The sequence below is a fragment of the Pseudomonas sp. NPDC090592 genome (genome assembly GCF_044769185.1).
Lineage (GTDB): Bacteria > Pseudomonadota > Gammaproteobacteria > Pseudomonadales > Pseudomonadaceae > Aquipseudomonas.
Genome location: NZ_JBIVXJ010000036.1, coordinates 32900 through 53974 on the forward strand (window position 1 = coordinate 32900; position 21075 = coordinate 53974).

17 protein-coding genes and 1 pseudogene are annotated in these 21075 nt (G+C 60.9%); 10 read left to right on the forward strand and 8 right to left on the reverse strand.

From position 1 onward, the window contains the following. Positions 1-19 precede the first annotated feature (19 nt). Positions 20-1402 carry an MFS transporter gene (locus ACIQUI_RS24680; protein ID WP_403203272.1) on the reverse strand — a complete coding sequence of 461 codons (1383 nt, stop codon included), beginning with the start codon at positions 1400-1402 and terminating at the stop codon, positions 20-22. A gap of 112 nt (positions 1403-1514) precedes the next feature. On the opposite strand from ACIQUI_RS24680, the gene ACIQUI_RS24685 reads away from it, so the two are divergent. Further along, entirely contained in the window at positions 1515-2405 is an 891-nt protein-coding gene (locus tag ACIQUI_RS24685; RefSeq protein WP_403203273.1) for a LysR family transcriptional regulator, read from the forward strand. A gap of 48 nt (positions 2406-2453) precedes the next feature. Here ACIQUI_RS24685 and ACIQUI_RS24690 read toward each other — a convergent pair whose 3' ends face one another. The 3 genes from ACIQUI_RS24690 to rraA all read right to left on the reverse strand — a co-directional run bounded on the left by ACIQUI_RS24690 (position 2454) and on the right by rraA (position 5139). Then, positions 2454-3782 (reverse strand): CitMHS family transporter, encoded by a 1329-nt coding sequence (locus ACIQUI_RS24690; protein WP_403203274.1) that lies wholly within the window; start codon positions 3780-3782, stop codon positions 2454-2456. 206 nt (positions 3783-3988) lie between these two features. Next, a complete protein-coding gene (locus ACIQUI_RS24695; protein ID WP_403203275.1) occupies positions 3989-4651 on the reverse strand; it encodes an aspartate/glutamate racemase family protein in 663 nt (220 codons plus the stop codon). Next, the gene (gene rraA, locus ACIQUI_RS24700) at positions 4648-5139 is read right to left on the reverse strand and encodes a ribonuclease E activity regulator RraA (protein WP_391137857.1); all 492 of its coding nucleotides are present in this window, start codon (positions 5137-5139) and stop codon (positions 4648-4650) included. The genes ACIQUI_RS24695 and rraA overlap by 4 nt, the downstream gene beginning before the upstream one ends. A gap of 226 nt (positions 5140-5365) precedes the next feature. Between rraA and ACIQUI_RS24705 the strand changes: the two genes are divergently transcribed. From ACIQUI_RS24705 to ACIQUI_RS24720, 4 genes are all read left to right on the forward strand, one after another. Next, complete coding sequence (locus tag ACIQUI_RS24705) at positions 5366-6436, forward strand: isocitrate/isopropylmalate family dehydrogenase (protein ID WP_391137861.1); 1071 nt, start codon at positions 5366-5368, stop codon at positions 6434-6436. A gap of 139 nt (positions 6437-6575) precedes the next feature. After that, positions 6576-7847 (forward strand): 3-oxo-tetronate kinase, encoded by a 1272-nt coding sequence (gene otnK, locus ACIQUI_RS24710; RefSeq protein ID WP_403203276.1) that lies wholly within the window; start codon positions 6576-6578, stop codon positions 7845-7847. Next, positions 7844-8479 carry a 3-oxo-tetronate 4-phosphate decarboxylase gene (otnC, locus tag ACIQUI_RS24715; RefSeq protein WP_110639287.1) on the forward strand — a complete coding sequence of 212 codons (636 nt, stop codon included), beginning with the start codon at positions 7844-7846 and terminating at the stop codon, positions 8477-8479. The genes otnK and otnC overlap by 4 nt, the downstream gene beginning before the upstream one ends. A 7-nt stretch (positions 8480-8486) precedes the next feature. Further along, positions 8487-9551 carry an AbrB family transcriptional regulator gene (locus ACIQUI_RS24720; protein ID WP_403203277.1) on the forward strand — a complete coding sequence of 355 codons (1065 nt, stop codon included), beginning with the start codon at positions 8487-8489 and terminating at the stop codon, positions 9549-9551. Between the two features lie 6 nt (positions 9552-9557). Here ACIQUI_RS24720 and ACIQUI_RS24725 read toward each other — a convergent pair whose 3' ends face one another. The 4 genes and pseudogenes from ACIQUI_RS24725 to ACIQUI_RS24740 form a co-directional block, all read right to left on the reverse strand. Further along, positions 9558-10496, reverse strand: coding sequence for a GntR family transcriptional regulator (locus ACIQUI_RS24725; protein ID WP_391137870.1), 939 nt, complete (start codon positions 10494-10496; stop codon positions 9558-9560). A gap of 111 nt (positions 10497-10607) precedes the next feature. Continuing rightward, positions 10608-11498 (reverse strand): methyl-accepting chemotaxis protein, encoded by an 891-nt coding sequence (locus ACIQUI_RS24730; RefSeq protein ID WP_391137895.1) that lies wholly within the window; start codon positions 11496-11498, stop codon positions 10608-10610. Then, positions 11472-12239 (reverse strand): annotated as a pseudogene (locus tag ACIQUI_RS24735) (MCP four helix bundle domain-containing protein); the annotation flags it as partial. The pseudogene ACIQUI_RS24735 and the gene ACIQUI_RS24730, both read right to left, overlap by 27 nt. Before the next feature lie 105 nt (positions 12240-12344). Next, positions 12345-13643, reverse strand: coding sequence for an OprD family porin (locus tag ACIQUI_RS24740; protein ID WP_403203278.1), 1299 nt, complete (start codon positions 13641-13643; stop codon positions 12345-12347). Between the two features lie 375 nt (positions 13644-14018). Here ACIQUI_RS24740 and pyk point away from each other — a divergent pair, with 375 nt between their 5' ends. The 5 genes from pyk to gpmI are packed head-to-tail and all read left to right on the forward strand — an operon-like array spanning position 14019 to position 20907. After that, positions 14019-15467: a pyruvate kinase gene (gene pyk, locus ACIQUI_RS24745; protein ID WP_403203279.1), complete on the forward strand. Its 1449-nt coding sequence runs from the start codon at positions 14019-14021 to the stop codon at positions 15465-15467. 19 nt (positions 15468-15486) lie between these two features. Continuing rightward, positions 15487-16926, forward strand: coding sequence for a phosphopyruvate hydratase (gene eno / locus ACIQUI_RS24750; RefSeq protein ID WP_403203280.1), 1440 nt, complete (start codon positions 15487-15489; stop codon positions 16924-16926). A gap of 15 nt (positions 16927-16941) precedes the next feature. Beyond that, on the forward strand, positions 16942-17697 hold the full coding sequence (tpiA, locus tag ACIQUI_RS24755; RefSeq protein ID WP_403203281.1) for a triose-phosphate isomerase: 756 nt from the start codon (positions 16942-16944) through the stop codon (positions 17695-17697). A 50-nt stretch (positions 17698-17747) separates the two neighbouring features. After that, positions 17748-19373: an NADP-dependent glyceraldehyde-3-phosphate dehydrogenase gene (locus ACIQUI_RS24760; RefSeq protein ID WP_403203282.1), complete on the forward strand. Its 1626-nt coding sequence runs from the start codon at positions 17748-17750 to the stop codon at positions 19371-19373. Between the two features lie 10 nt (positions 19374-19383). Continuing rightward, positions 19384-20907: a 2,3-bisphosphoglycerate-independent phosphoglycerate mutase gene (gene gpmI / locus ACIQUI_RS24765; RefSeq protein ID WP_403203283.1), complete on the forward strand. Its 1524-nt coding sequence runs from the start codon at positions 19384-19386 to the stop codon at positions 20905-20907. The last annotated feature ends 168 nt before the right edge of the window (positions 20908-21075 follow it).

The window sequence follows — 21075 nt, forward strand, 5'->3', positions numbered from 1 at the left end:
TGACACCTGCACAAAGCGTTTACCCTTGTAAAACAAGGGCGCCAGCATCACGGCGCATTTTCCAGCTATCCCATATAGCTACCGCCGCAAGTACAGACACGCACACAAATGCAAACTGAAAATCCTGCACACTCGGAATCCCCGCGCTGCCGTGGGTGAGCATTGCCGCGCGCAGCAGCAACGCACCAATCGCGATTCCCAGCCCCATACTCAACTGGAACGCCATGCTGAACAGCGTGGATGCGTCCCGCATGTCGGCCGCAGGAATTTCGCAAAAGCCAACGTTGTTGTAGGCAGTGAACTGCAGCGAACGCGAGAGCCCTCCCATGAACAGCAGCAAGAGAACCAGGTGTTGGCTGCTTGATTTGTCAAGCAGCGCGCAGCCACCGATACACAGCACGCCCAACCAACCGTTGATCAGCAATACGCGCCGAAACCCCCAGCGCTTGAGTATCCCGGTGGTAAACACTTTCATCACCAGATTGCCAGCAAACACAGCGATCATCAGGCTCCCTGCCGCGATAGCGGAGAAGCCGAACGCCAGTTGGAACATCAGCGGCAACAGGAACGGCAGTGTGCTGATACAGACCCTGAACAGCGAACCGCTGACGAATGTATGGCGAAAGGTGGGAACACCCAGCACTGCAAGCTTCACCAGTGGCTCCGGTACCAGGCGCAGGTGACGCACGCCAATTGCGCCAATCAACACAGCCGACAACAGCACAAGCGCTGCGACCCAACCCTGGGTACTCGCATGGCCCAGCATTTCGAAGGCTGATAGCAGCAGCACACAACTACCCGATACCCAAACGAAACCCAACCAGTCGAATGCGCCCCGGCTCCCTGTCCGATGATCATCGAGCAAACGGCTTGCGACGATCAGCGCGACAATGCCGACAGGCACATTCAGATAGAAAATCCAGGGCCAGGAAGCGTGCGTTACCAGCAAAGCGCCCACCGGCGGCCCAAGCACGGGCGCCACCAGCCCAGGCACGGTAATGTAGCCAAGCGTTCTGACCAGGTCCTTCTTGTCGGTCGCCCTGAGCACCGCCAGCCGCCCCACGGGCACCATCAATGCCCCGCTGACGCCTTGCAGTACCCGTGCGGCTACGAACATCTCGAGACTTTGACTCAGACCACACAGCAGGGAAGACAAAGAAAACGCGGCAATAGCGACGGTGAAGGTGGTACGGGCGCCGAAGCGATCTGCTGCCCATCCGCTGAGGGGTATGAACGCAGCCATCGCCAGTAGATAGCAGCTCATGCCAATGCCGAGGTCGACCGGCTTGACGCCAAAGCTGCGCGCCATTTCCGGCAGCGCCGTGACAATCACAGTGGCATCGAGGTTTTCCATGAAGAACGTCGCCGCCACCAAAAAAGCAATTTGAGTTGATCGGTTCATGTCGCGCTGTCATTCCTGCCTGTGAATCAAGGTCACAGCTTAACCACCACAAATTGGAATAGAAAATTCATTAATGTAGGGTTAGGCATCTGTTTCCGTGATGACTTACACCATGAACCTTAAAGCCCTCAAATATGCAGTTGAAGTTGCCCATACGGGCAGCTTCACCCGCGCCGCTCAATGCCTGCATGTCGCGCAATCCGCGCTGAGCATGGCAATCGCACGCCTCGAACAGGAGCTTGGGGTTACCCTCTTCGAACGCAATGCCAGAGGCGTAACCGTCACGGCCGAGGGGGAGCGCTTTCTGCGGCGGGTGGACTTGACGCTGCAAGAGCTTGCCTGCGCCCGGCAAGAGTTGGGCGCGCTCAATCAATTGGCATCGGGTGAGGTGCGGCTCGGTTTTGCTCCCATGTTCGGGATGGGGCGCCTTCCGTCCTGGCTCGAACAGTTCCACGAGCGTTACCCAGGTGTACGCTTCAAGGCACTGGAAGGGGGCGGCCAGGAAGTGGGCTTGCGGCTGGAATCACGAGAAATCGACATAGCACTGATGAATGCCCGCAGGGTGAAACCCCACTGGCGCTCTGCGCTGGTCGACGCCGATGAACTGATCATCGGCGTATCGCCAACACATCCTCTGGCGCGGCATGACACCCTGTCGCCAGAATGCCTGCACGAACAGTCCATGGTGCTACTCGACGGCCGCTTCGCTCAGCGCGTGATGCTGGATGAATACTGCAAGCTCCATGGCATTGCATTCCACACCGTGCTGGAAAGCAACGATGCACCACTGGTACTGCAAGCCGCTCAACGAGGGTTGGGCGCTACAACGATATTCCGCTCCAACATGCAGGCGAGTAGCGGCCTGACAGGCATTCCATTCGAGCCCCCTCAGCACTTGCAGTTCAGCCTTTGCTGGCGGGCCGACGAGCACCTTTCCTTGGCAAATCGGCGCTTCATCGAATTCGTCACGGGCACAATCCTGCCAGCCGATGCTCGCCATTGACCGGCTGAAAAATCATGCAGGCCTGGCGGCCTGCATGAGCTTCTGGGTTCAGGCTGCACTCCAGGGGAACAACCCAAACGCCATGCTCACCAGCATGATCACCATGCACAGGGCAAATGCCCACTTGAGCGTGTATTTCTGGTGGTCACTGAACTCCACGCCAGCCAGGCCGCAGAGCAGATAAGTCGAGGCCACCAGCGGGCTCAGCAGGTGGATCGGCTGGCCGACCAGCGAAGCCCGGCCGATTTCGGCGTGGGTAATGCCGTACACCTCGGCCGCCTTGGCCAGTACCGGCAGCACACCATAATAGAAGGCATCGTTGGACATGAAGAACGTCCCCGGGATACTGGCCAGTGCAGTGATCGGCGCCATGTATGGGCCCCACTGCGCCGGCAGCATGTTGAGGAAGCTCTTGGACATCGCATCCACCATGCCGGTACCGGACAGAATGCCGGCGAGAATCCCTGCCGCCAGGAAGATCGCGATCTGGTTGAGCGCGGTCGGCGCATGCGCGGAGATACGCCGACGCTGGTCCTGAATGTGCGGGTAATTGATCACCAGCGCGCATGCGAAGGCGACCATGAACAGGATTGCCAGTGGCAACAATTCCATTACCAGGCCAGCCATCAGAGCGACGGTCAGCGCAGCGTTCAGCCAGAACAGCTTTGGTCTGCGCAGTTCGGCATCTTCATCAGACAGCGAAGGCGAACCAACATCATCCTCATCGAATGTAGCGCTAGTCGAGCCAAGCGGTTGCGTCAGCCTGCCGAGCCGCTGGCGCTCGCGGGTACCGATGAACCAGGCCAGCAGCAGTACGCCGAGAAAACTGATGACCAGCGTCGGAATCAGCGGCAGAAACAGATCGGCAGTGTCTACCTGCAGCGAAGCGGCGGCACGCGCCAGCGGCCCGCCCCACGGAAGCAGGTTGGTGACACTGGCCGCAAGGATCACCACGCAGGTCAACGCCAGCGGATCCAGGCGCATGCGCTTGAACAACGGCAACATGGCCGTGACGGTGATCATGTAGGTGGTCGAACCGTCACCGTCGAGCGACACCAGGCCTGCCAGCAATGCGGCGAACACCACGGCCTTCATCGGGTCGCCACCGATCAACTGGATGAATTTCTTGATGATGGGATCGAACAGGCCGGTATCGAACATCAGGCCGAAGTAGAGAATGGCGAACATCACCATGATGGCCGTTGGCGCGACCTTGCGCAGGCCTTCGATCATCATGTCGCCCATGTCCGGGCCAAAGCCCCCGATCAGCGCGAACAGGATCGGCACCGTGGTCATGGCCACCAGAGGTGACAGGCGCTTGGTCATGATCAGGGCCATGAAGGTCACGATCATGCCATATCCGAGGAACGACAGCATTTGTACCACCTTGACTTGAAATACAATTATTGTTGTGTGTCTACGCCGTGAATGTCGCGTCTGGGTCGGCGGTGAAAAACGCCGGCAGTGCCTGAACCGCCTTCAGCGCGACCAGGCATGCCAGGCAGATTCACCCTGCGCACCCCCGGTCGAACTTGAAAAATACCAACGTGTACCTGAGCATCTACAAGCGCAAATGAGCCTGCCTAAGCATCGAGTAGTCGCTTCATCTTGAGCACCGCGCTGTCTGGCGTGGTCAGAATTGGAGTGTCTGTAAGCTCAGCGCAGCCGCTGGCCGCAGAGGTCATCGAGAACTGGGCGAAACAGATGACATCGGCATCGGCAAGCGGCGAGATCATCTCGCCAATCAGTCGGTCATGCCTGGCATGATCCCCTTGATGGAGGGCTTCGATGGCAGCCGGGCTGACGGCATGCTGCAACTGGACTTGCTTGCCCTGAGCACTGGCAGCCGCCATCAACTCCTCTGTCATCGAATCGATTGCCGGAGGGAAGGTTGCCAGCAACACTACCCGCTCACCATGCTCCAATGCTTCTTCGAGCATCGCTTCGTTGGGTTTCAGAACGGGTATATCCATGCCCTTCTTGCAGGCATCGATCGCCTCGCCGAATGCCGAACATGTAAACAGGATGCCATCAGCCCCTGCTCCGCGCGCATACCGCGCCAGTTCAAGGAACCGATGCTTGAGCGGCTCGGTGACGGAGCCTGCGCTGCGCAGATCACGCGAGAGGGAATCTTCCAGCAAGTTGCACAGTTCGGCTTCTGGCCACAGCCGCGCAAAGGCGTCGTTGATCGGCGCGACCGCCACGGGGGTGGCATGTATCAGAAAAACACGTTTCGCCGCCATCATGCTGCCCCCTCTTCGAACGGCGCATCGAGCACCAGTACACCATCCTCGTCGGCAAACAATTGATCGCCTTCAGCAATCACCTGGCCGGCAATGGTCACACTCAGACCTAGCTGGCCTTCATTGCGCTTGGTCGACTTTGCGGGGGTCACGCCCAGCGCCTTGATGGCAATCGGCAAGGTACGCAATACAGCCTTGTCACGTACGTAACCATAGACCAGCACACCCGCCCAGCCGTGGCGCAGCAGATCTTCAGCGATATGATCGCCGAACAGGGCGCAACGGTCACTGCCCCCGCCATCGATCACCAGCACCTTGCCCGCGCCGGGGGTGGTACTCAACTCCTTGATACGCGAGTTGTCCTCGAAGCATTTCACAGTAACAGCGCGGCCTTGAAAGCCTGCCTGCCCCCCCAGATCCTGGAAAATCGGCAACAGCACCTTGGCCCTGGCGCCGAATTCGTCGCACAGATCAGTCGTCTTGATACTCACCGCAGTCACTCCGTTGGTCGTAGACAAAACAAATGTTGCATAAATTGGTTTTACATGCAATAAAATGCAAAGCGCCCGGATCACCAGCGAGAGCTGCTACCGGAGACAGCATCGGTCGGACGACAGTCGATCGCTCCGATGATTGTACTTCGTCGCTTTAACGTACACCCTGTGGCGCTGACGACGAGCCGCTTCATCTACGAACAAAAATGCTTAGGAGAGTGTGATGCGTATTCTGGTTCTTCCCTGCGATGGTATCGGTCCTGAAATTGTCGAGTCCTCGATGTCGGCACTGCAGGCCGTCAACAAGAAATTCGACCTGGGCCTGAGCTTCGATTATGACGACGTCGGCTTCGTCAGCCTGGAAAAGTACGGCACCACCCTGCGTGACGAGGTGCTGGAAAAGGCCAAGACCTACGACGGCATCATCCTGGGCACGCAATCCCATGCTGATTACCCGGCACCGGAAAAAGGCGGCCGTAACGTCTCGGCTGGTTTCCGCATTGGCCTTGACCTGTATGCCAACGTTCGCCCGGCGCGCACCCGCCCGTTCATTGAATCGAACATGAAACCAGGCAAGAGCATGGACCTGGTGATCATGCGCGAAGCAACCGAAGGTTTCTATCCGGACCGCAACATGTCTCGCGGCTGGGGCGAAGTGATGCCTTCCCCGGACATGGCGCTGTCGACCCGCAAAATTACCCGCCACTGCAGCGAGCGTATCGCCCGCCGCGCCTTCGAACTGGCAATGAAGCGCAACCGCAAGGTCACCGCCATCCACAAGGCCAACAGTTTCCACATGACCGACGGCCTGTTCCTGGAGTGCGTACGCAACGTTGCCAAGGACTTCCCGGAAGTCAAACTCGACGACCTGCTGGTTGACGCCTCCACCGCCCACCTGGTGCGCAGCCCGGAGCGCTTCGACGTTCTGGTCGCCACCAACTTCTACGGCGACATCATCAGCGACCTGGCCAGCGAACTGTCCGGCAGCCTCGGCCTGGCCGGCTCCACCATGCACAGCGATATCCACTGCTGCGCACAAGCCCAACACGGTTCGGCCCCGGACATCGCCGGCCAGGACAAGGCGAACCCGGTTTCGATGATCCTGTCGGTCGCGATGCTGCTGCAGTGGATGGGTGAGCAGCATGCCAAGCCTGCACTGGGCGAAGCTGGCAAGGCCATGGAGCAAGCGGTCGACGCCGTGCTGGAAGACCCGGCCAAGCGCACCGCCGACCTGGGTGGCAAGCTGGGTTGCCGCGCCTTTGGCGAGGCCGTCGCCGCCGTCATCGCTGGCTGATCGACACACCAGCCCTGAAGCAGAAGCTTGCCCGCGCTGTCGTCAGCTTGCCCGCCACCTGCGGGCCGAGATTGACGCCAGCGCGGGCAAGCCCGCTCCCAACAGGAGCGCCATCCCCGTCTGACTGGAGTACCCGGCCGTGAACCAACCTCTACTCGGCTGCATCGCCGACGACTTCACCGGTGGCACCGACCTTGCCAGCATGCTGGTCCGTGGCGGCATGCGCACCCTGCAGGTAATCGGCGTGCCTGAAGGCCCGATCGACGCAGATGTCGACGCCGTGGTCATCGCCCTCAAATCCCGTACCCTTCCCGCTACTGAAGCGGTGGAGGAATCGCTGGCTGCCCTCGCCTGGCTCAAACAAGCCGGTTGCCGCCAGTTCTTCTTCAAATACTGCTCCACGTTCGATTCCACCGCCCAAGGCAACATCGGCCCCGTCGCCGACGCCCTGCTCGATGCCCTGGACACCCCATTCGCCCTGGCGTGCCCAGCCTTCCCCGAGAACCAGCGCACGCTGTTCAACGGCTACCTGTTCGTTGGCGATGTACTGCTCAGCGAGTCGGGCATGCGCAACCACCCGTTGACGCCCATGACCGACGCCAACCTGGTGCGCGTGCTGCAGCAGCAGACTTCACGCAAGGTCGGCCTGGTACCTCATTCCATCGTCAACCAGGGCACCGGCGCTGTGCGCCAGGCATTCTCCAACGCCCGAGCAGAAGGCTGCGGCTACGCCATCGTCGATGCCACCAGCAACCTGGACCTCAAAATTATCGGCGAAGCGGCGGCTGACCATGTATTGATCACCGGCGGTTCGGGCGTGGCCATTGGCCTGCCGGACAACTTCAAGCGCGCCGGGCTCCTGCCGGATGCCTCATCCGCCGCCGATCTGCCGCCTGTCGACGGTCTCTCGGCTGTACTGTCCGGCAGTTGCTCGGTGGCCACCAATGGCCAGGTTGAACACTGGCAGCAGAGTGGTCGCCCAAGCTTTGCCTTCGACCCGCTGCGCCTGGCTGACGGCCATGACCAGGTCAGCGAAGCACTGGAGTGGGCGCGCCCGCTGCTGCAGCAAGGGCCGGTGCTGATTTACGCCAGCGCCAGGCCCGAAGCAGTCAAAGCCGTGCAGGCACGCCTGGGCGTCGCTGCCGCTGGCGAGATTGTGGAACACGCGCTTGCGCAAACTGCCTTGGGCTTGCAGGATCTGGGCGTCAACACCTTTGTTGTGGCGGGTGGCGAAACATCCGGCGCCGTGGTGAAAGCGCTGGGCGTTGAAGCGCTGCGCATCGGCGCATCGATCGATCCGGGTGTGCCATGGACCTTGGGCCTGGGCCAACGCCCAGTGGCACTGGCGCTCAAATCCGGCAACTTCGGGACCCGTGACTTCTTCAGCAAAGCGTTGGAGATAGCGCCATGAACGAGAACAAGGAACGGGAACAAATCGTTCTGCTGGGCAAGTCCATGTATGACCGTGGCCTGACCCATGGAGGCACCGGCAACATCAGCGTGCGCCTGGACGATGGCTGGTTGCTCACACCTACCGGTTCTTCCTTGGGCCGACTGGATCCGGCACGCCTGACCAAACTTGACTGGGACGGCCGGCACATCAGTGGCGACAAGCCCTCCAAAGAGCTCATGCTGCACTTGGCGATGTATCAGGAGCGCCCCACCAGCGGCGCCGTGGTGCATCTGCACTCCACACACTCGGTGGCCGTTTCGGTACTCGATGGCCTGGACCCCGATGATCTGTTGCCCGCCATCACGGCCTACTACGCCATGCGCGTCGGCAAGTTGCCGCTGGTGCCGTACTACGCCCCGGGCGATCCGGCCCTGGCCGAAGCGGTGCGGTCATTCTCCAGCAAACACCACGCCATGCTCCTTGCGCATCATGGCCCGGTGGTGGCCGGCAGCGACCTGAACGCAGCTGTCGATGCCACCGAAGAACTCGAGGCAACGGCGCAACTGTTCCTGCTGATTTTCCAGCACAAGTTCAAGACGCTGACCCCCGAGCAGATCGCCGAACTGCGACGCCTTTATCCACTGAAGTGAAGAGCCCATGCTTGCAAGCCTGAAAACCTGGTGGGCCACCCCCCTGGTAGGCATCGTCGGCGCACTGCTTGCCAGTGCAGCGCACTGGCCACTGCCCTGGATCATCGGCTCGATGCTGGCGGTGATCTTCGTGCGCTGCAGCGGGTGGCTGATCGCCGAAATACCCAATGGAAGAAAATCAGGCCAATGGATGATCGCTACGTCCATCGGCCTGCATTTCACCCAGCCGGTATTGCAGGAGATCGTCACTCACTTCCCCATGATGCTAGCCGCAGCGTTCCTGACCTTGGTGCTGGCACTGATCGGCATCGCCGTGATGCGCCGGCAGGGTATGGACTTGACCACTGCCTATTTCGCCTTCATGCCGGCCAACTTCGCCGAGATGATCCAGCTGGGTATGCGCTATCGCGCCGACGTCAGCCAGATCGCCGCCGCGCACAGCATTCGCCTGGTGCTGATCGTGCTCAGCGTACCGCCGGCGATGTTCCTGCTGATGCACATGAGCCGTGGAGCCGTGGAGCCGCGGCCGCCAGCCGAGTGGCAGTGGCTCGGGCCAATGCTCGCAGGCGGCGCACTGGTGGCGCTGCTCTGGAAGCGCCTGAGCCTGCCCAACCCCTGGATGTTCGGCCCCATGGCCCTGTGTGCAGCCGTGACGGCAACGTTCGACCTGCGCACAGCCCTGCCGGTGGAGCTCAGCCAATACGGCCAGCTGATGATCGGTTGCGCCTTGGGCAGCTTCTTCGACCGCGGCTTCTTCCGCCGCTCGCCGCTGTACCTGGTCAAAGTGGTGGTATTCACCCTGTCGATGATCGCCAGCACCTTTCTGTTCGCCTGGGGGTTTGGCTGGTTGACCAGCATGCCAGTGTTGTCGCTGGCACTGGGCATGATGCCTGGCAGCAGCACCGAGATGTACCTGACGGCCGAAGCCCTGCACCTAGGCGCGGGCATGGTCACGGCGATGCAGATCATGCGCCTGGTAGTCGTGATGCTGTGCGCCGAGCCTGTCCTCAAGTTCTGGCTGGCACGCCAGAACGCGAGGATTGCTCCCGAGCAGCCAGAGGATGCTGACTGAGCCGCGCTAGAGCGCAGGCACTTCGCTTTCGAGCTGCTGGGCTGGCGACTGCCCCGCCCGACGCAGCTCGAGGATGGGCGATTTGCGCGCGAACGAACCACTGAGGTGACGCTTCATCAGGTGCGCAGCCTCCAGGTTATTGCCCTCTTCCACCAGTTCGATCATCCGCAAGTGCTCGGCGCACTGGGTATACAAGCGCTTGCGGTCGATCATGGAGCGGTACTCGAGCAGCCGCCGCATATTGTTCAACTGCTTGAGAATCATGTGATACAGCGGATTGCCAGACAGCTTGATCAAGTCCTCGTGGAAACGGATGCCAGACTTGAGCAGGACATCGGCTGGCAGCGTGTCGATGCCACCCGAAAGCAGGTCTTTCTGCTCCTTCTTCAACCGCCGCAGCACTTCCAGGTCGTAGTGAAAATCGCTTTCCAGCAGTGCCGCCGGCTCGATCAGCGAACGGACCTTGTAGATCTGCTGCAACGTCTCGGGGGTTTTTGCCACATCCAGGAACCGCCATCCGTAGCCGGGCTTGGGCTCCGCCCAGCCGACCTTGGCCGCACGGTTAAGGATGTCGATGACCTGGAACTTGGTCAGATCGTAGCGTTCGCGCAGGTACTTTTCGGTGACCTCAGCGGGTATCGCGTCGTTCAGCCAGTCTTCGGAAAGCTTGTAGTACTCCGGCGGTTCTTCGTTGGCCGTGATCTCGTCGAGTGCTTCGCCGGCACCTTCCGGAATGCCGATCACGAAGAAACCGCGATTCGGAAACTGCTCCAGCACGCCCTGTTCAGCCAGCACGGTCAGCGCCTCACGGGCTGGAGAGCGCGAGACATGAAAGTCATCGGCGACTTTCTGCGCGCTCAAATGGGAGCCGGTACTGATATCGCCAAGCTGGATCTTGTGCCTGATGTCGAAAACGATACGCTGGACGAGGGTGCTGGATGCCATAGCAATGAACCAAAAGTGAAGAAGCCTGGATAAGCGGCGACCAATTCATTGATTATCGGCGCCAACAAGTGCAAGTATACGCGAAGTTGCCAGCGCTTCGTCAGGTCTGCGTCAGTGGGCAATCATGCGAAATTGTCGCACCAGATCACTGAGCTCAAGGGCAAGACGTGCAAGCGACTGGCTTGCCGCGCAAGTCTGCAAAGCACCTGCAGATGTCTGCACGGACAATTCCTGAATCGCCAACAGGTTACGGTCGGTGCTTCTGGCCACTTCCGTCTGCTCGGCTGCTGCACTGCTGATAACCTGGTTTCGCTCGTTGATTTGCTCGCTGCTCGAGAGCAACGTCTGCAGCGCCATGCTTGCAGCTTCGGCCAAAGCCAAGGTCTCCTGCGTACGGCTCGTGCTCGCGTGCATGGTGTGCACCGCAATGCTGGTTTCCTGTTGCATGGCAGTGATCATGGACTCGATCTCGCGTGTCGATTGCGCCGTGCGATGAGCCAGGCCGCGAACTTCGTCGGCAACTACCGCGAACCCACGCCCTGCCTCGCCTGCCCGTGCGGCCTCGATGGCAGCATTGAGAGCCAGCAGGTTGGTTTGCTCGGCGATGGTGCGAATCACATCCAGCACCCGACCAATACCCTGCGCCGCCTCACTCAAGCCCTGCACCTGATCGGCACTGGCCAGCACTTCGCGTATCAATTCATTGAGCGACAGCAACGCATCGTCCATCTTGTGCTTGCCCGCGAGCGCTGTCTCCCGCGCATCGCGGGTAAGCTGCGAGGCCTGCGCCGCATTGTGCGCCACCTCTTCGGTGGCACTGGTCATCTGGGTCACCGCCGTCGCCGCCTGCTCGATTTCAGCGTGCTGCAACTGGTTGTCCCGGCGGCCCTCTTCGGTAACTGCGGTCAACTCCTCGGCGGCCGCAGCCAATTGGGTGGAGGATCCGTCAATTTGCCGCAGCGTCTGCTGCAGGCTCGATTGCATGTGCTGCAGTGCCTGCATCAGCCGGGTCGCCTCGTCATTGCCGGTTGGCACGATGGCCTGCGTCAAATCGGACTTGGCGATCCTCTCGGCGACCTGAAGCGCGTACCTGAGGGGCGTGGTGATGCTCCTGGTGAGCAACCAGGCAATCAATATGGTGCATACGCAAACCAGCAGCAGCACCAGGAGAACCCCTTTCACCGCGCGGGCATAGGCGGCCTCGGACCTCAGACTGGCCTGTCGGGCACCGGCGTCCGCCTGCTCGATCAGGGCATCGAACTCGCGTGTCATCTGGTCATAGGCATCACGCACGGACATCAGGTAGGCACGCGCTCCGGCCTTGTCTCCGGTACGGGACACTGCCAGCAGGGCATCATGGTGTTTGGCATACACCTCGAGGCTATGAACGAATGCCTGCATCCCCTGGCGTTCCTGATCGGTCTGCAATAACTGCGCATAACGCTGCATCTGCTCCCGAACCTGCTGCAACCGGCCCGCCGTACGCTCTTCGTAAGTCTGCATCTGCTCAGGGCTGACCGACAAAATGTGTTGCATGGATCCCATTCGGTATCGATTGAGGGCCGCGTTGGCAGTGCCCAAGGCCCGCACCCGCTGAAGCCAATTGTCCTTGATATCGAGCGCTTCGGCCTGAACCTCATGGATCTGCTGGAGCGCAAAAGCGCCCAGCAAGGCGCTCAGGAGTGCCAGGCAGGCAAATCCGAGGGCAGCCCGTGGCCCTACTGCAATCATTCTGACATTCATCAAACTGTGTAATCCTTGATTCGCGGCTGGATTGAACTGCGGCAGCCTGAGCCGATACCAGGCCTGCACGCAGCCCTGGTATCGATCGACTCCCCATCAGATGAGTCAGAGCAGCTCGAGCGGGTATTCCACGATTACCCGAACTTCATCCACGTTCCCCTCAGCCTGGGCCTCGTTGGCCCGGTGCGTGGTATGGCGCAAGCGCAGCGAGAGGTCCTTGGCCGCGCCGGACTGCACGACATAGCGCAGGTCGAGGTTACGCTCCCAATGTTTGCCGTCCTCCCCCTGCAGCCCCGCGTACCCCCCGAAAGGGTCGGCCTTGCTGCCATCGATGTGGTCACCCCGGACGTAGCGGGCAGAAAACTTCAAGCCTGGAACACCGTAACCGGCGAAATCCAGGTCGTAACGTACCTGCCAGGAGCGCTCGTTGGCGCCGTTGAAGTCAGAGTAGTTGACCGAGTTCGAGAGAAAGATCGAATCACCCCCGACGAAGTCGAACGGCGTGTCGCCGTCGACCTGCTGGTGGGCGAGTGTCAGCTTGTGGGCGCCGAAGGTGTAACCCAGTGCAAGGCTGTATGTGGTGTTGTCGATTTCGCCCTGCAGGGCTTTGCCGCTGTCGCGGGTTCGATAAAGGTTCGCATCGAAGTCCAGTGCCTGGGTATCGGTCAGTGGCAGCACATAATTCAGGTTGCCGTAATACTGATGCCAGGTCTCCTCGAAATCCGACGCGTACAAGCTGGCGCTGAGCTGCTTGCTGAGCGCGTAGGTCCCACCGACGAAATCGATGGATCGCCCTATGCGTCCCTCACCATAGTTGAGGTAGAGATCGCCGTCCTGATTGCTCGAGTTACGTAGCTTGTAAGCAGTGAAATGACCAGCCTGCAGGTCAAGGTCTTCGATTTCCTTGCTCTGCAGCAACAAGCCTGTAGCCGTCTCGGGCAACAAGCGGGAATCGCCGGTTGCGAAAACGGGGGCTTCAGTACGCATGTTGCCATAACGCAATTCGGTATTGGACACACGCACCTTCACAGCAGCGCCAGCACTGGAATAGTCATCCTCAGGCCGATCATCGCTGTCTACCGGCAACAGGCCTGCGCCTGAGCGCCCTCGCCCACTGTCCAGCTTGAGCCCCAGCAGCCCGAAGGCATCCACGCCAAAGCCCAAAGTGCCTTGAGTGAACCCCGACTCGTAGAACGCCATGATGCCGTGCGCCCACTCCTCCCGATAACTCTGGTCCCCGGGGGCGGCGTCACGGAAGTCGCGATTGAAGTAGAAGTTGCGGTTGAGCAAACGAAGGCTGCTGCCCTCGATGAAACCCTCTGATTCTGACTGCTCCGAAGCTTGCGCCATGGCGCAGGCGAGCGAGACGGCAAGCGCGGTAAAACCCTGGGTTACTGGATGCATCTTCAAATTTTCCTGGTTTAGAAATTGGTGCCCATGCCTGCCATTGCCGGGCTTTTTTGTTGTGGATCTAAACAAGCCATGCGCCACGCGGACGCAACCTCGACACGGGGAAGGCGCTGGCAGGCAGTGCCAGAAAGGACCGCTCGCCCGTGCGACGAGCTCCAAAAATAACATTGCATTTGTAAGTGTCAATATGCCAATCTTTCTTCAGCAGACAAACCACCTTCCATGGCTGCCCGGGCAGCCACTCGATGCCGCTTTATTTCGTAATAAAGCTGTGAGAGCTGAGTTTCGTGCCCGGTTGGAGCGGGCCGCCATGTGATTGTTATGATTGCCTTTTTACACCTACAAGTACGCTTTAAAGGAATCTGAGCCATGCAGCGAAGAACAAAAATAGTTGCCACCCTTGGACCTGCCACCGAGTCGCCAGAAGCGATTGAGGGCCTGATCAAAGCCGGAGTGGATGTCGTGCGCCTGAATTTCTCGCATGGTTCGGCTGACGAGCACCTGGCCAGGGCCGAGCGGGTACGCGAGATGGCGCGCAAGCATGGCCGCTTCGTGGCGATCCTGGCTGACCTGCAAGGCCCGAAGATCCGTATTGCCCGCTTCGCCGAAGGCAAGGTGTGGGTGCAAAAGGGCCAGCGCTTCATCCTCGACGCGAAAATGGACAAGCACGCCGGCACCGCCGAAGCGGTCGGTATCGACTATGAAGCCCTGATCAACGACAGCAATGCGGGTGATATCCTGCTGCTCGACGACGGGCGAATCGAATTGCAGGTGCTGGAAGCCCACGCCCATCACCTGGTCTGTGAAGTACTGATTGGCGGCGCACTGTCCAACAACAAGGGCATCAACCGCAAAGGCGGTGGTCTTTCAGCCTCGGCCTTGACAGACAAGGATCGCGAAGACATTCGCACCGCAGCCATGATGCAAGTGGATTATCTGGCCGTATCGTTCCCTCGCGATGCTGCGGACATGCACCTTGCCCGCCGGCTCCTGCTGGAAGCCGGCGGTGAAGCGGGCCTGATCGCCAAGATCGAACGCGCGGAAACGGTTGCTGATCGTCAGGTACTCGATGCCATCATCGAAGCCTCCGAAGGCGTTATGGTGGCCCGCGGCGACCTGGGTGTGGAAATTGGTGATGCCGAACTGGTAGCGGTGCAAAAGCTGATCATCGACCGCGCGCGCTCGCTCAATCGAGTGGTGATCACCGCGACCCAGATGATGGAAACCATGATCACCCAATCCATGCCCACCCGCGCCGAAGTGTTCGATGTGGCGAACGCCGTGCTCGACGGCACCGACGCCGTGATGCTGTCTGCCGAGACGGCTGCCGGCGCTTACCCGGTGCAGACGGTAGAAGCGATGGTGCGCATCATTGCCGGCGCCGAGCGTCACCCTCAGGCCCAGCGCTCCAAGCACCGCATGGACGAAGTGTTCCAGCGCATCGACGAGACCATCGCGCTGTCAGCGATGTACGCCGCCAACCACCTGAACGGCGTCAAGGCCATCATCAGCCTGACGGAAAGCGGCGACACCCCGCGCCTGATGTCGCGTATCCGTTCGCACCTGCCGATCTACGCCTGCTCCGACAATCCGCGCACGCAGACCCGCGTCGCCTTGTTCCGAGGCGTGCAGACCCTGCCATTGCGCACCGAACACCTTTCGTTCGAGCAAGTGCATCAGCGAGCTGTCGAGGCCTTGGTCGAAAAAGGTGTAGTCAGCGCCGGTGACCACGTGCTGATTACGCAAGGCGATCACGCCCACGCTCAAGGCGGTACCAACACCTTGCGCGTGTTACGCGTAGGCGACGAAATCCGCTGAGCAGGAGGATGTTGCGCACATGAGCCAGTCGAGACAAGACGCTGCACAGGATCACCCGGCCGAGGATACATGGCCGCGTGACTTCGATATCCGCCAGCAATACGCAGAGCAGCAGGAACTGCTCGCCATCGCCAGCGCACAAGAGACCGCCACCGTGACAGATAACGACGCCAGCATCGCCCAGATCATCGCCCGCGAAATCCTGGATTCGCGTGGCAACCCTACGGTGGAAGCGCAGGTGACGCTCGCCGGTGGCCAACGAGGCGTAGCGAGCGTGCCGTCAGGTGCGTCGACCGGCAGCCGGGAAGCGCTTGAACTGCGTGATGGCGGCAAGCGCTATCACGGCAAAGGCGTGCTGAACGCCGTCGGGCACATCAACCTGACCATCGCCGACCACCTGCGCGGCATGAATGCCCGCAATCAGCGCGCTATCGACCAAGCGCTGATAGACCTGGACAGTACAGAGAACAAAGGCAAGCTTGGGGCCAATGCCATTCTGGCGGTTTCCCTGGCCACTGCCAAAGCTGCCGCTCAGTTCAACGGCCAGGAACTGTACGAGTACTTCGCCGCGCTACACGGCACCCCCGGCCAGTTCAGCATGCCAGTACCGATGATGAACATCATCAACGGTGGCGAACACGCCGACAATAATGTCGACATTCAGGAGTTCATGATTCAGCCGATTGGTGCTACGAGCTTCCGCGAAGCACTGCGCATGGGCGCCGAAGTGTTCCATACCCTGAAGAAAGTCCTGTCCGAACGCGGCCTGAATACCGCAGTGGGAGACGAGGGTGGGTTCGCACCATCGCTCGACTCCAACGAGCAAGCGTTGGTGGTGATCCGGGAGGCCATTGAGCGAGCGGGCTATCTGGTGGGCGTCGATATCAGCATGGCGCTGGATTGTGCGGCCTCCGAATTCTTCGAAGACGGTGAGTACGTACTGGCCGGGGAGAACAAACGCTTCTCCAGCGCCGGCTTCACCGAGTACCTGAGCCAGTTGCGCGACCGGTACCCGATTCTGTCGATCGAAGACGGCATGGATGAAAGCGACTGGCAGGGCTGGGCACTGCTGACCCAGGCGCTGGGCGAGCGCACGCAATTGGTCGGTGATGACCTGTTCGTCACCAATCCGTCGATCCTGTGCGAGGGTATCGCCCAGGGCGTCGGCAACGCCATCCTGATCAAGTACAACCAGATCGGCACGCTCAGCGAAACCCTCGATGCCATTCGCCTCGCCCAACAGGCCGGCTACAACGCGGTGATTTCTCACCGTTCTGGTGAAACCGAAGACACCACCATCGCCGACCTTGCGGTGGGCACCCGGGCCGGGCAGATCAAGACTGGCTCGCTGTGCCGTTCCGACCGTGTAGGCAAATACAACCGGCTGCTACGCATCGAAGAAGCCCTGACAGGCGAGGCGCCCTACTGCGCCGCAGCGCTGCTCGCAGACCGTGGCTGACGCAGGAGATCGCAGATGAACGAAAAACTTGTAATCGCCAACTGGAAAATGCACGGCACTCGCACCGCGAACGCCCAGTTGATCAGTGGACTCTTGCCCGTACTGCAGGGGCTGGAGGGCGTGCAAATTGCCATTTGCCCACCGCTGCCTTACCTGGCTCAGGTTTGCGACCTGCTGGGCGAAACCCCAGTCGCCCTTGGAGCGCAGAATCTGAGCGAGCGCACTGAAGGTGCCTTCACCGGAGAAGTCAGCGGAGAAATGCTCGCGGACCTGGGTTGCAACTACGCACTGGTTGGCCACTCCGAGCGCCGCAGCCTGTATGGCGAAACCGATGCGCTGGTCGCCATGAAGTTCGAAGCGGCGCTGCGCGCGAACCTGGTCCCGGTGCTGTGCCTGGGCGAAACCATCCACCAGCGTCGTGCCGGCAACACCAACGCCGTGATCGGCGCCCAGCTGCGCACCGTCCTGCACCAGGTGGGTATCGCACAATTGGCGCGGGGCGTTATCGCCTACGAGCCGGTGTGGGCAATCGGCACGGGCGAAACCGCAACGCCAGCGCAGGCCCAGACGGTCCATCGCTACATCCGGGAACTGCTGGCCGAGCATGATCCCGTGGCTGCCGCTGACATACCTCTGCTCTACGGCGGCAGCGTAAAGGCCGACAACGCCGCGCAGCTGTTCGAGCAAGCCGATATCGACGGCGGGCTGATCGGTGGCGCTTCGTTGGATCCTGCAGCTTTCGGCGCGATTTGCAAAGCTGCCCAAGCCTGACATCCCCGCGCAAAGTGCGCCTCAGACAAGAAACATAAAAAGGTAGAAGCATGAATACGATTTCCCCTCTCGGCACCCTCTTCCCCACCACCGAGCAAGTACCCGAAGCTTATCGACTTGGCGAGCCGATCGAACAGCGCGAGTACCTGGTGGATGGCCAACTGCGTCACTGGGGCGGCCCTGTAGTGACTGTACGCAGTCCGGTCTACCTGACGGACGCTGGCGAAGATCGCCAGGTGGTACTGGGCAGCGCGCCTTTGCTGGACGCCAACACCGCACTGGTCGCGCTGGATGCGGCGGTCAAGGCCTACGACAACGGCCAGGGCGCCTGGCCGACCATGCGCGTGGCCGAGCGCATCCAGCATGTCGAAACCTTCCTCGCCAGCATGCGCAAACAGCGCGAGGCGGTGGTCAAGCTGCTGATGTGGGAAATCGGCAAGAACCTCAAGGACTCCGAAAAAGAGTTCGACCGTACGTGCGACTACATCGTCGACACCATCAACGCCCTGAAAGACCTCGACCGCCGCTCCAGCCGCTTTGAGCTGGAGCAGGGCACCCTGGGCCAGATTCGCCGCGTGCCGCTGGGCGTTACCCTGTGCATGGGCCCTTACAACTACCCACTGAACGAAACCTTCACCACGCTGATCCCGGCATTGATCATGGGCAACACCGTGGTCTTCAAACCGGCCAAGTTCGGTGTGCTGCTGATCCGTCCGCTGCTCGAGGCGTTCCGCGACAGCTTCCCGGCCGGTGTGATCAACGTGATCTACGGCAGCGGCCGGGAAACGGTCAGCGCCCTGATGGCCAGCGGCAAGATCGACGTCTTCGCCTTCATCGGCACCCACAAGGCAGCCAGCGACCTTAAAAAGCTGCACCCCCGCCCGCACCGCCTGCGCGCCGCCCTGGGGCTGGATGCGAAGAACCCTGGCATCGTGCTGCCTCAGGTCGATCTCGACAATGCCGTGGAAGAAGCAGTCACCGGCGCACTGTCGTTCAACGGTCAACGCTGCACGGCGTTGAAGATCCTGTTCGTACACGAGGACGTGGTTGACGCCTTCCTCGAAAAAATCAATCAGAAGGTTGCTGCCCTCAAGCCGGGCATGCCCTGGGAGCCAGGCGTTGCGCTGACACCACTGCCTGAGCCGGGCAAGACCGACTACCTGGCAACCCTGGTGGCCGATGCCGAAACCAAGGGGGCCAAGGTCGTCAATGCCGGCGGTGGCGCCATTCGCGGTTCGTTCTTCTACCCGGCGGTGCTGTACCCGGTCAGCGCCGACATGCGCGTGTACCACGAAGAACAGTTCGGCCCTATCGTCCCGGTGGTCCCGTACCGTGACCTGGATAAAGTCATCGACTACGTGCTCGACTCGGACTACGGCCAGCAGTTGAGCATCTTCGGCAACGACAGCGCCGAAGTCGGGCGCCTGGTGGACGCCTTCGCCAACCAGGTCGGCCGAATCAACATCAACGCCCAGTGCCAGCGCGGCCCGGACAGCTACCCCTTCAACGGTCGCAAGAACAGTGCCGAAGGTACCTTGTCGGTGCATGACGCCTTGCGGGTCTTCTCCATCCGCACGCTGGTCGCCACCAAGTTCCAGGGTGCCAACAAGGAGCTGATCAGCAAGATCATCGGCAACCGCGAGTCGACCTTCCTCACCACCGACTACATCTTCTGAGGGCCTGGCGATGAGCACCCGTGCACTGATCATCCTTGACGGCATCGGCTTGCGCGAGGCGCGCGAGTCCAATGCCCTGGCCGCCGCCTGCACACCTAATCTGGATGCGCTGCTGGCGCACTACCCCAACAGCCAGGTCGCCACCAGCGGCCTGGCCGTGGGGCTGCCCGAAGGCCAGATGGGCAATTCCGAAGTCGGGCACATGAACCTGGGTGCGGGCCGCGTGGTGTATCAGAGCCTGACCCGCATCGACCAGGCCATTGCCAGTGGCGAGTTCGCGCGCAATGCGGCCCTGCTTGAACTGGTGGAGCAGGCCCGGCAGCGCGGCGGCGCCGTACACTTGATGGGGCTGCTGTCGCCAGGCGGTGTGCACAGCCACATCGACCAGATTCTGGCCACCTGCAAAGTCCTGGTAGGACTGGGGGTGGAGCGGTTCTTCGTGCATGCGCACCTCGACGGGCGAGACACACCCCCCAAGTGCGCCGCTGAATCCATCCAGGCGCTGGAAGGGGTGCTGGCCGAACTGGGGCATGGCCGTATTGCCACTGTGGTCGGCCGCTACTTCGCGCTGGATCGGGACAACCGTTGGCCGAGGGTGGAAAAAGCCTACCGTGCCATGGTGCAGGGCCAAGCCGAGTTCCATGCGGCGTCGGCGAGCGCCGCACTGGCCCAAGCCTATGCCCGGGACGAGAGCGACGAATTCGTCAGTGCGACCATCATCGGTGAGCCGGCGCCGGTTCAGCCCGAGGATGCCCTGCTGTTCATGAATTTCCGCCCGGACCGTGCTCGCCAACTGAGCCAGGCGCTGATTGCGCCCGGTTTCAATGGCTTCGAGCGCCCGCTGGTGATGCCAGCAAGCCAGTTGCTGACCCTGACCCGATACGCCGAAGACCTACCCTGCCCTTGCGCATTCGCACCGCAAGAAATCGCCAACAGCCTGGGCGAATATCTGGCTGGCCTGGGCAAACGCCAACTGCGAATCGCCGAAACCGAGAAATATGCCCATGTGACATTTTTCTTCAACGGCGGGCGCGAGCACCCCTTCCCTGGCGAAGAACGGATCCTGATCCCCTCGCCTGCGGTCGCCTCGTATGACCTGCAGCCGCAGATGAGTGCCCCCGAGCTGACCGAGCGACTGGTCGATGCCATCGAAAGCCAGCGTTTCGACCTGGTGGTATGCAATTACGCCAACGGCGACATGGTCGGTCACACCGGTTCATTCGACGCCGCCGTCAGCGCCGTTGAAGCACTGGATGGCTGCCTGGCTCAGGTGGTGGAGGCCATTCTCAAGGTCAACGGCCAGTGCCTGATCACCGCCGACCACGGCAATGTCGAGCAGATGATGGACCCTGATTCAGGTCAGGCCCACACCTCGCACACGTTGAACCCGGTACCGCTGATCCTGGTGGGCCGGGACACCCGCAACACCCGTCTGGCGAATGGGCGGCTATGCGACATTGCCCCTACCCTCTTGCAGATGATGGCCCTCCCGAAACCCGAACAGATGGAGGGTCGATCACTGCTCACTGACTGATCGGTCGACAGGGACCATCAGGTCATCGATGAACGGGCAGTGGTTTGGTCACCCTGCCATGCCATCGATGACGTGCTCCACGGTGACGCTACTGCGCATCTTTGAGGCGGTACCCCAGCGGGTCCGCCTCCTTTTTTATCCTCCTGCCCGCAGCGCCGGGCTTCTACA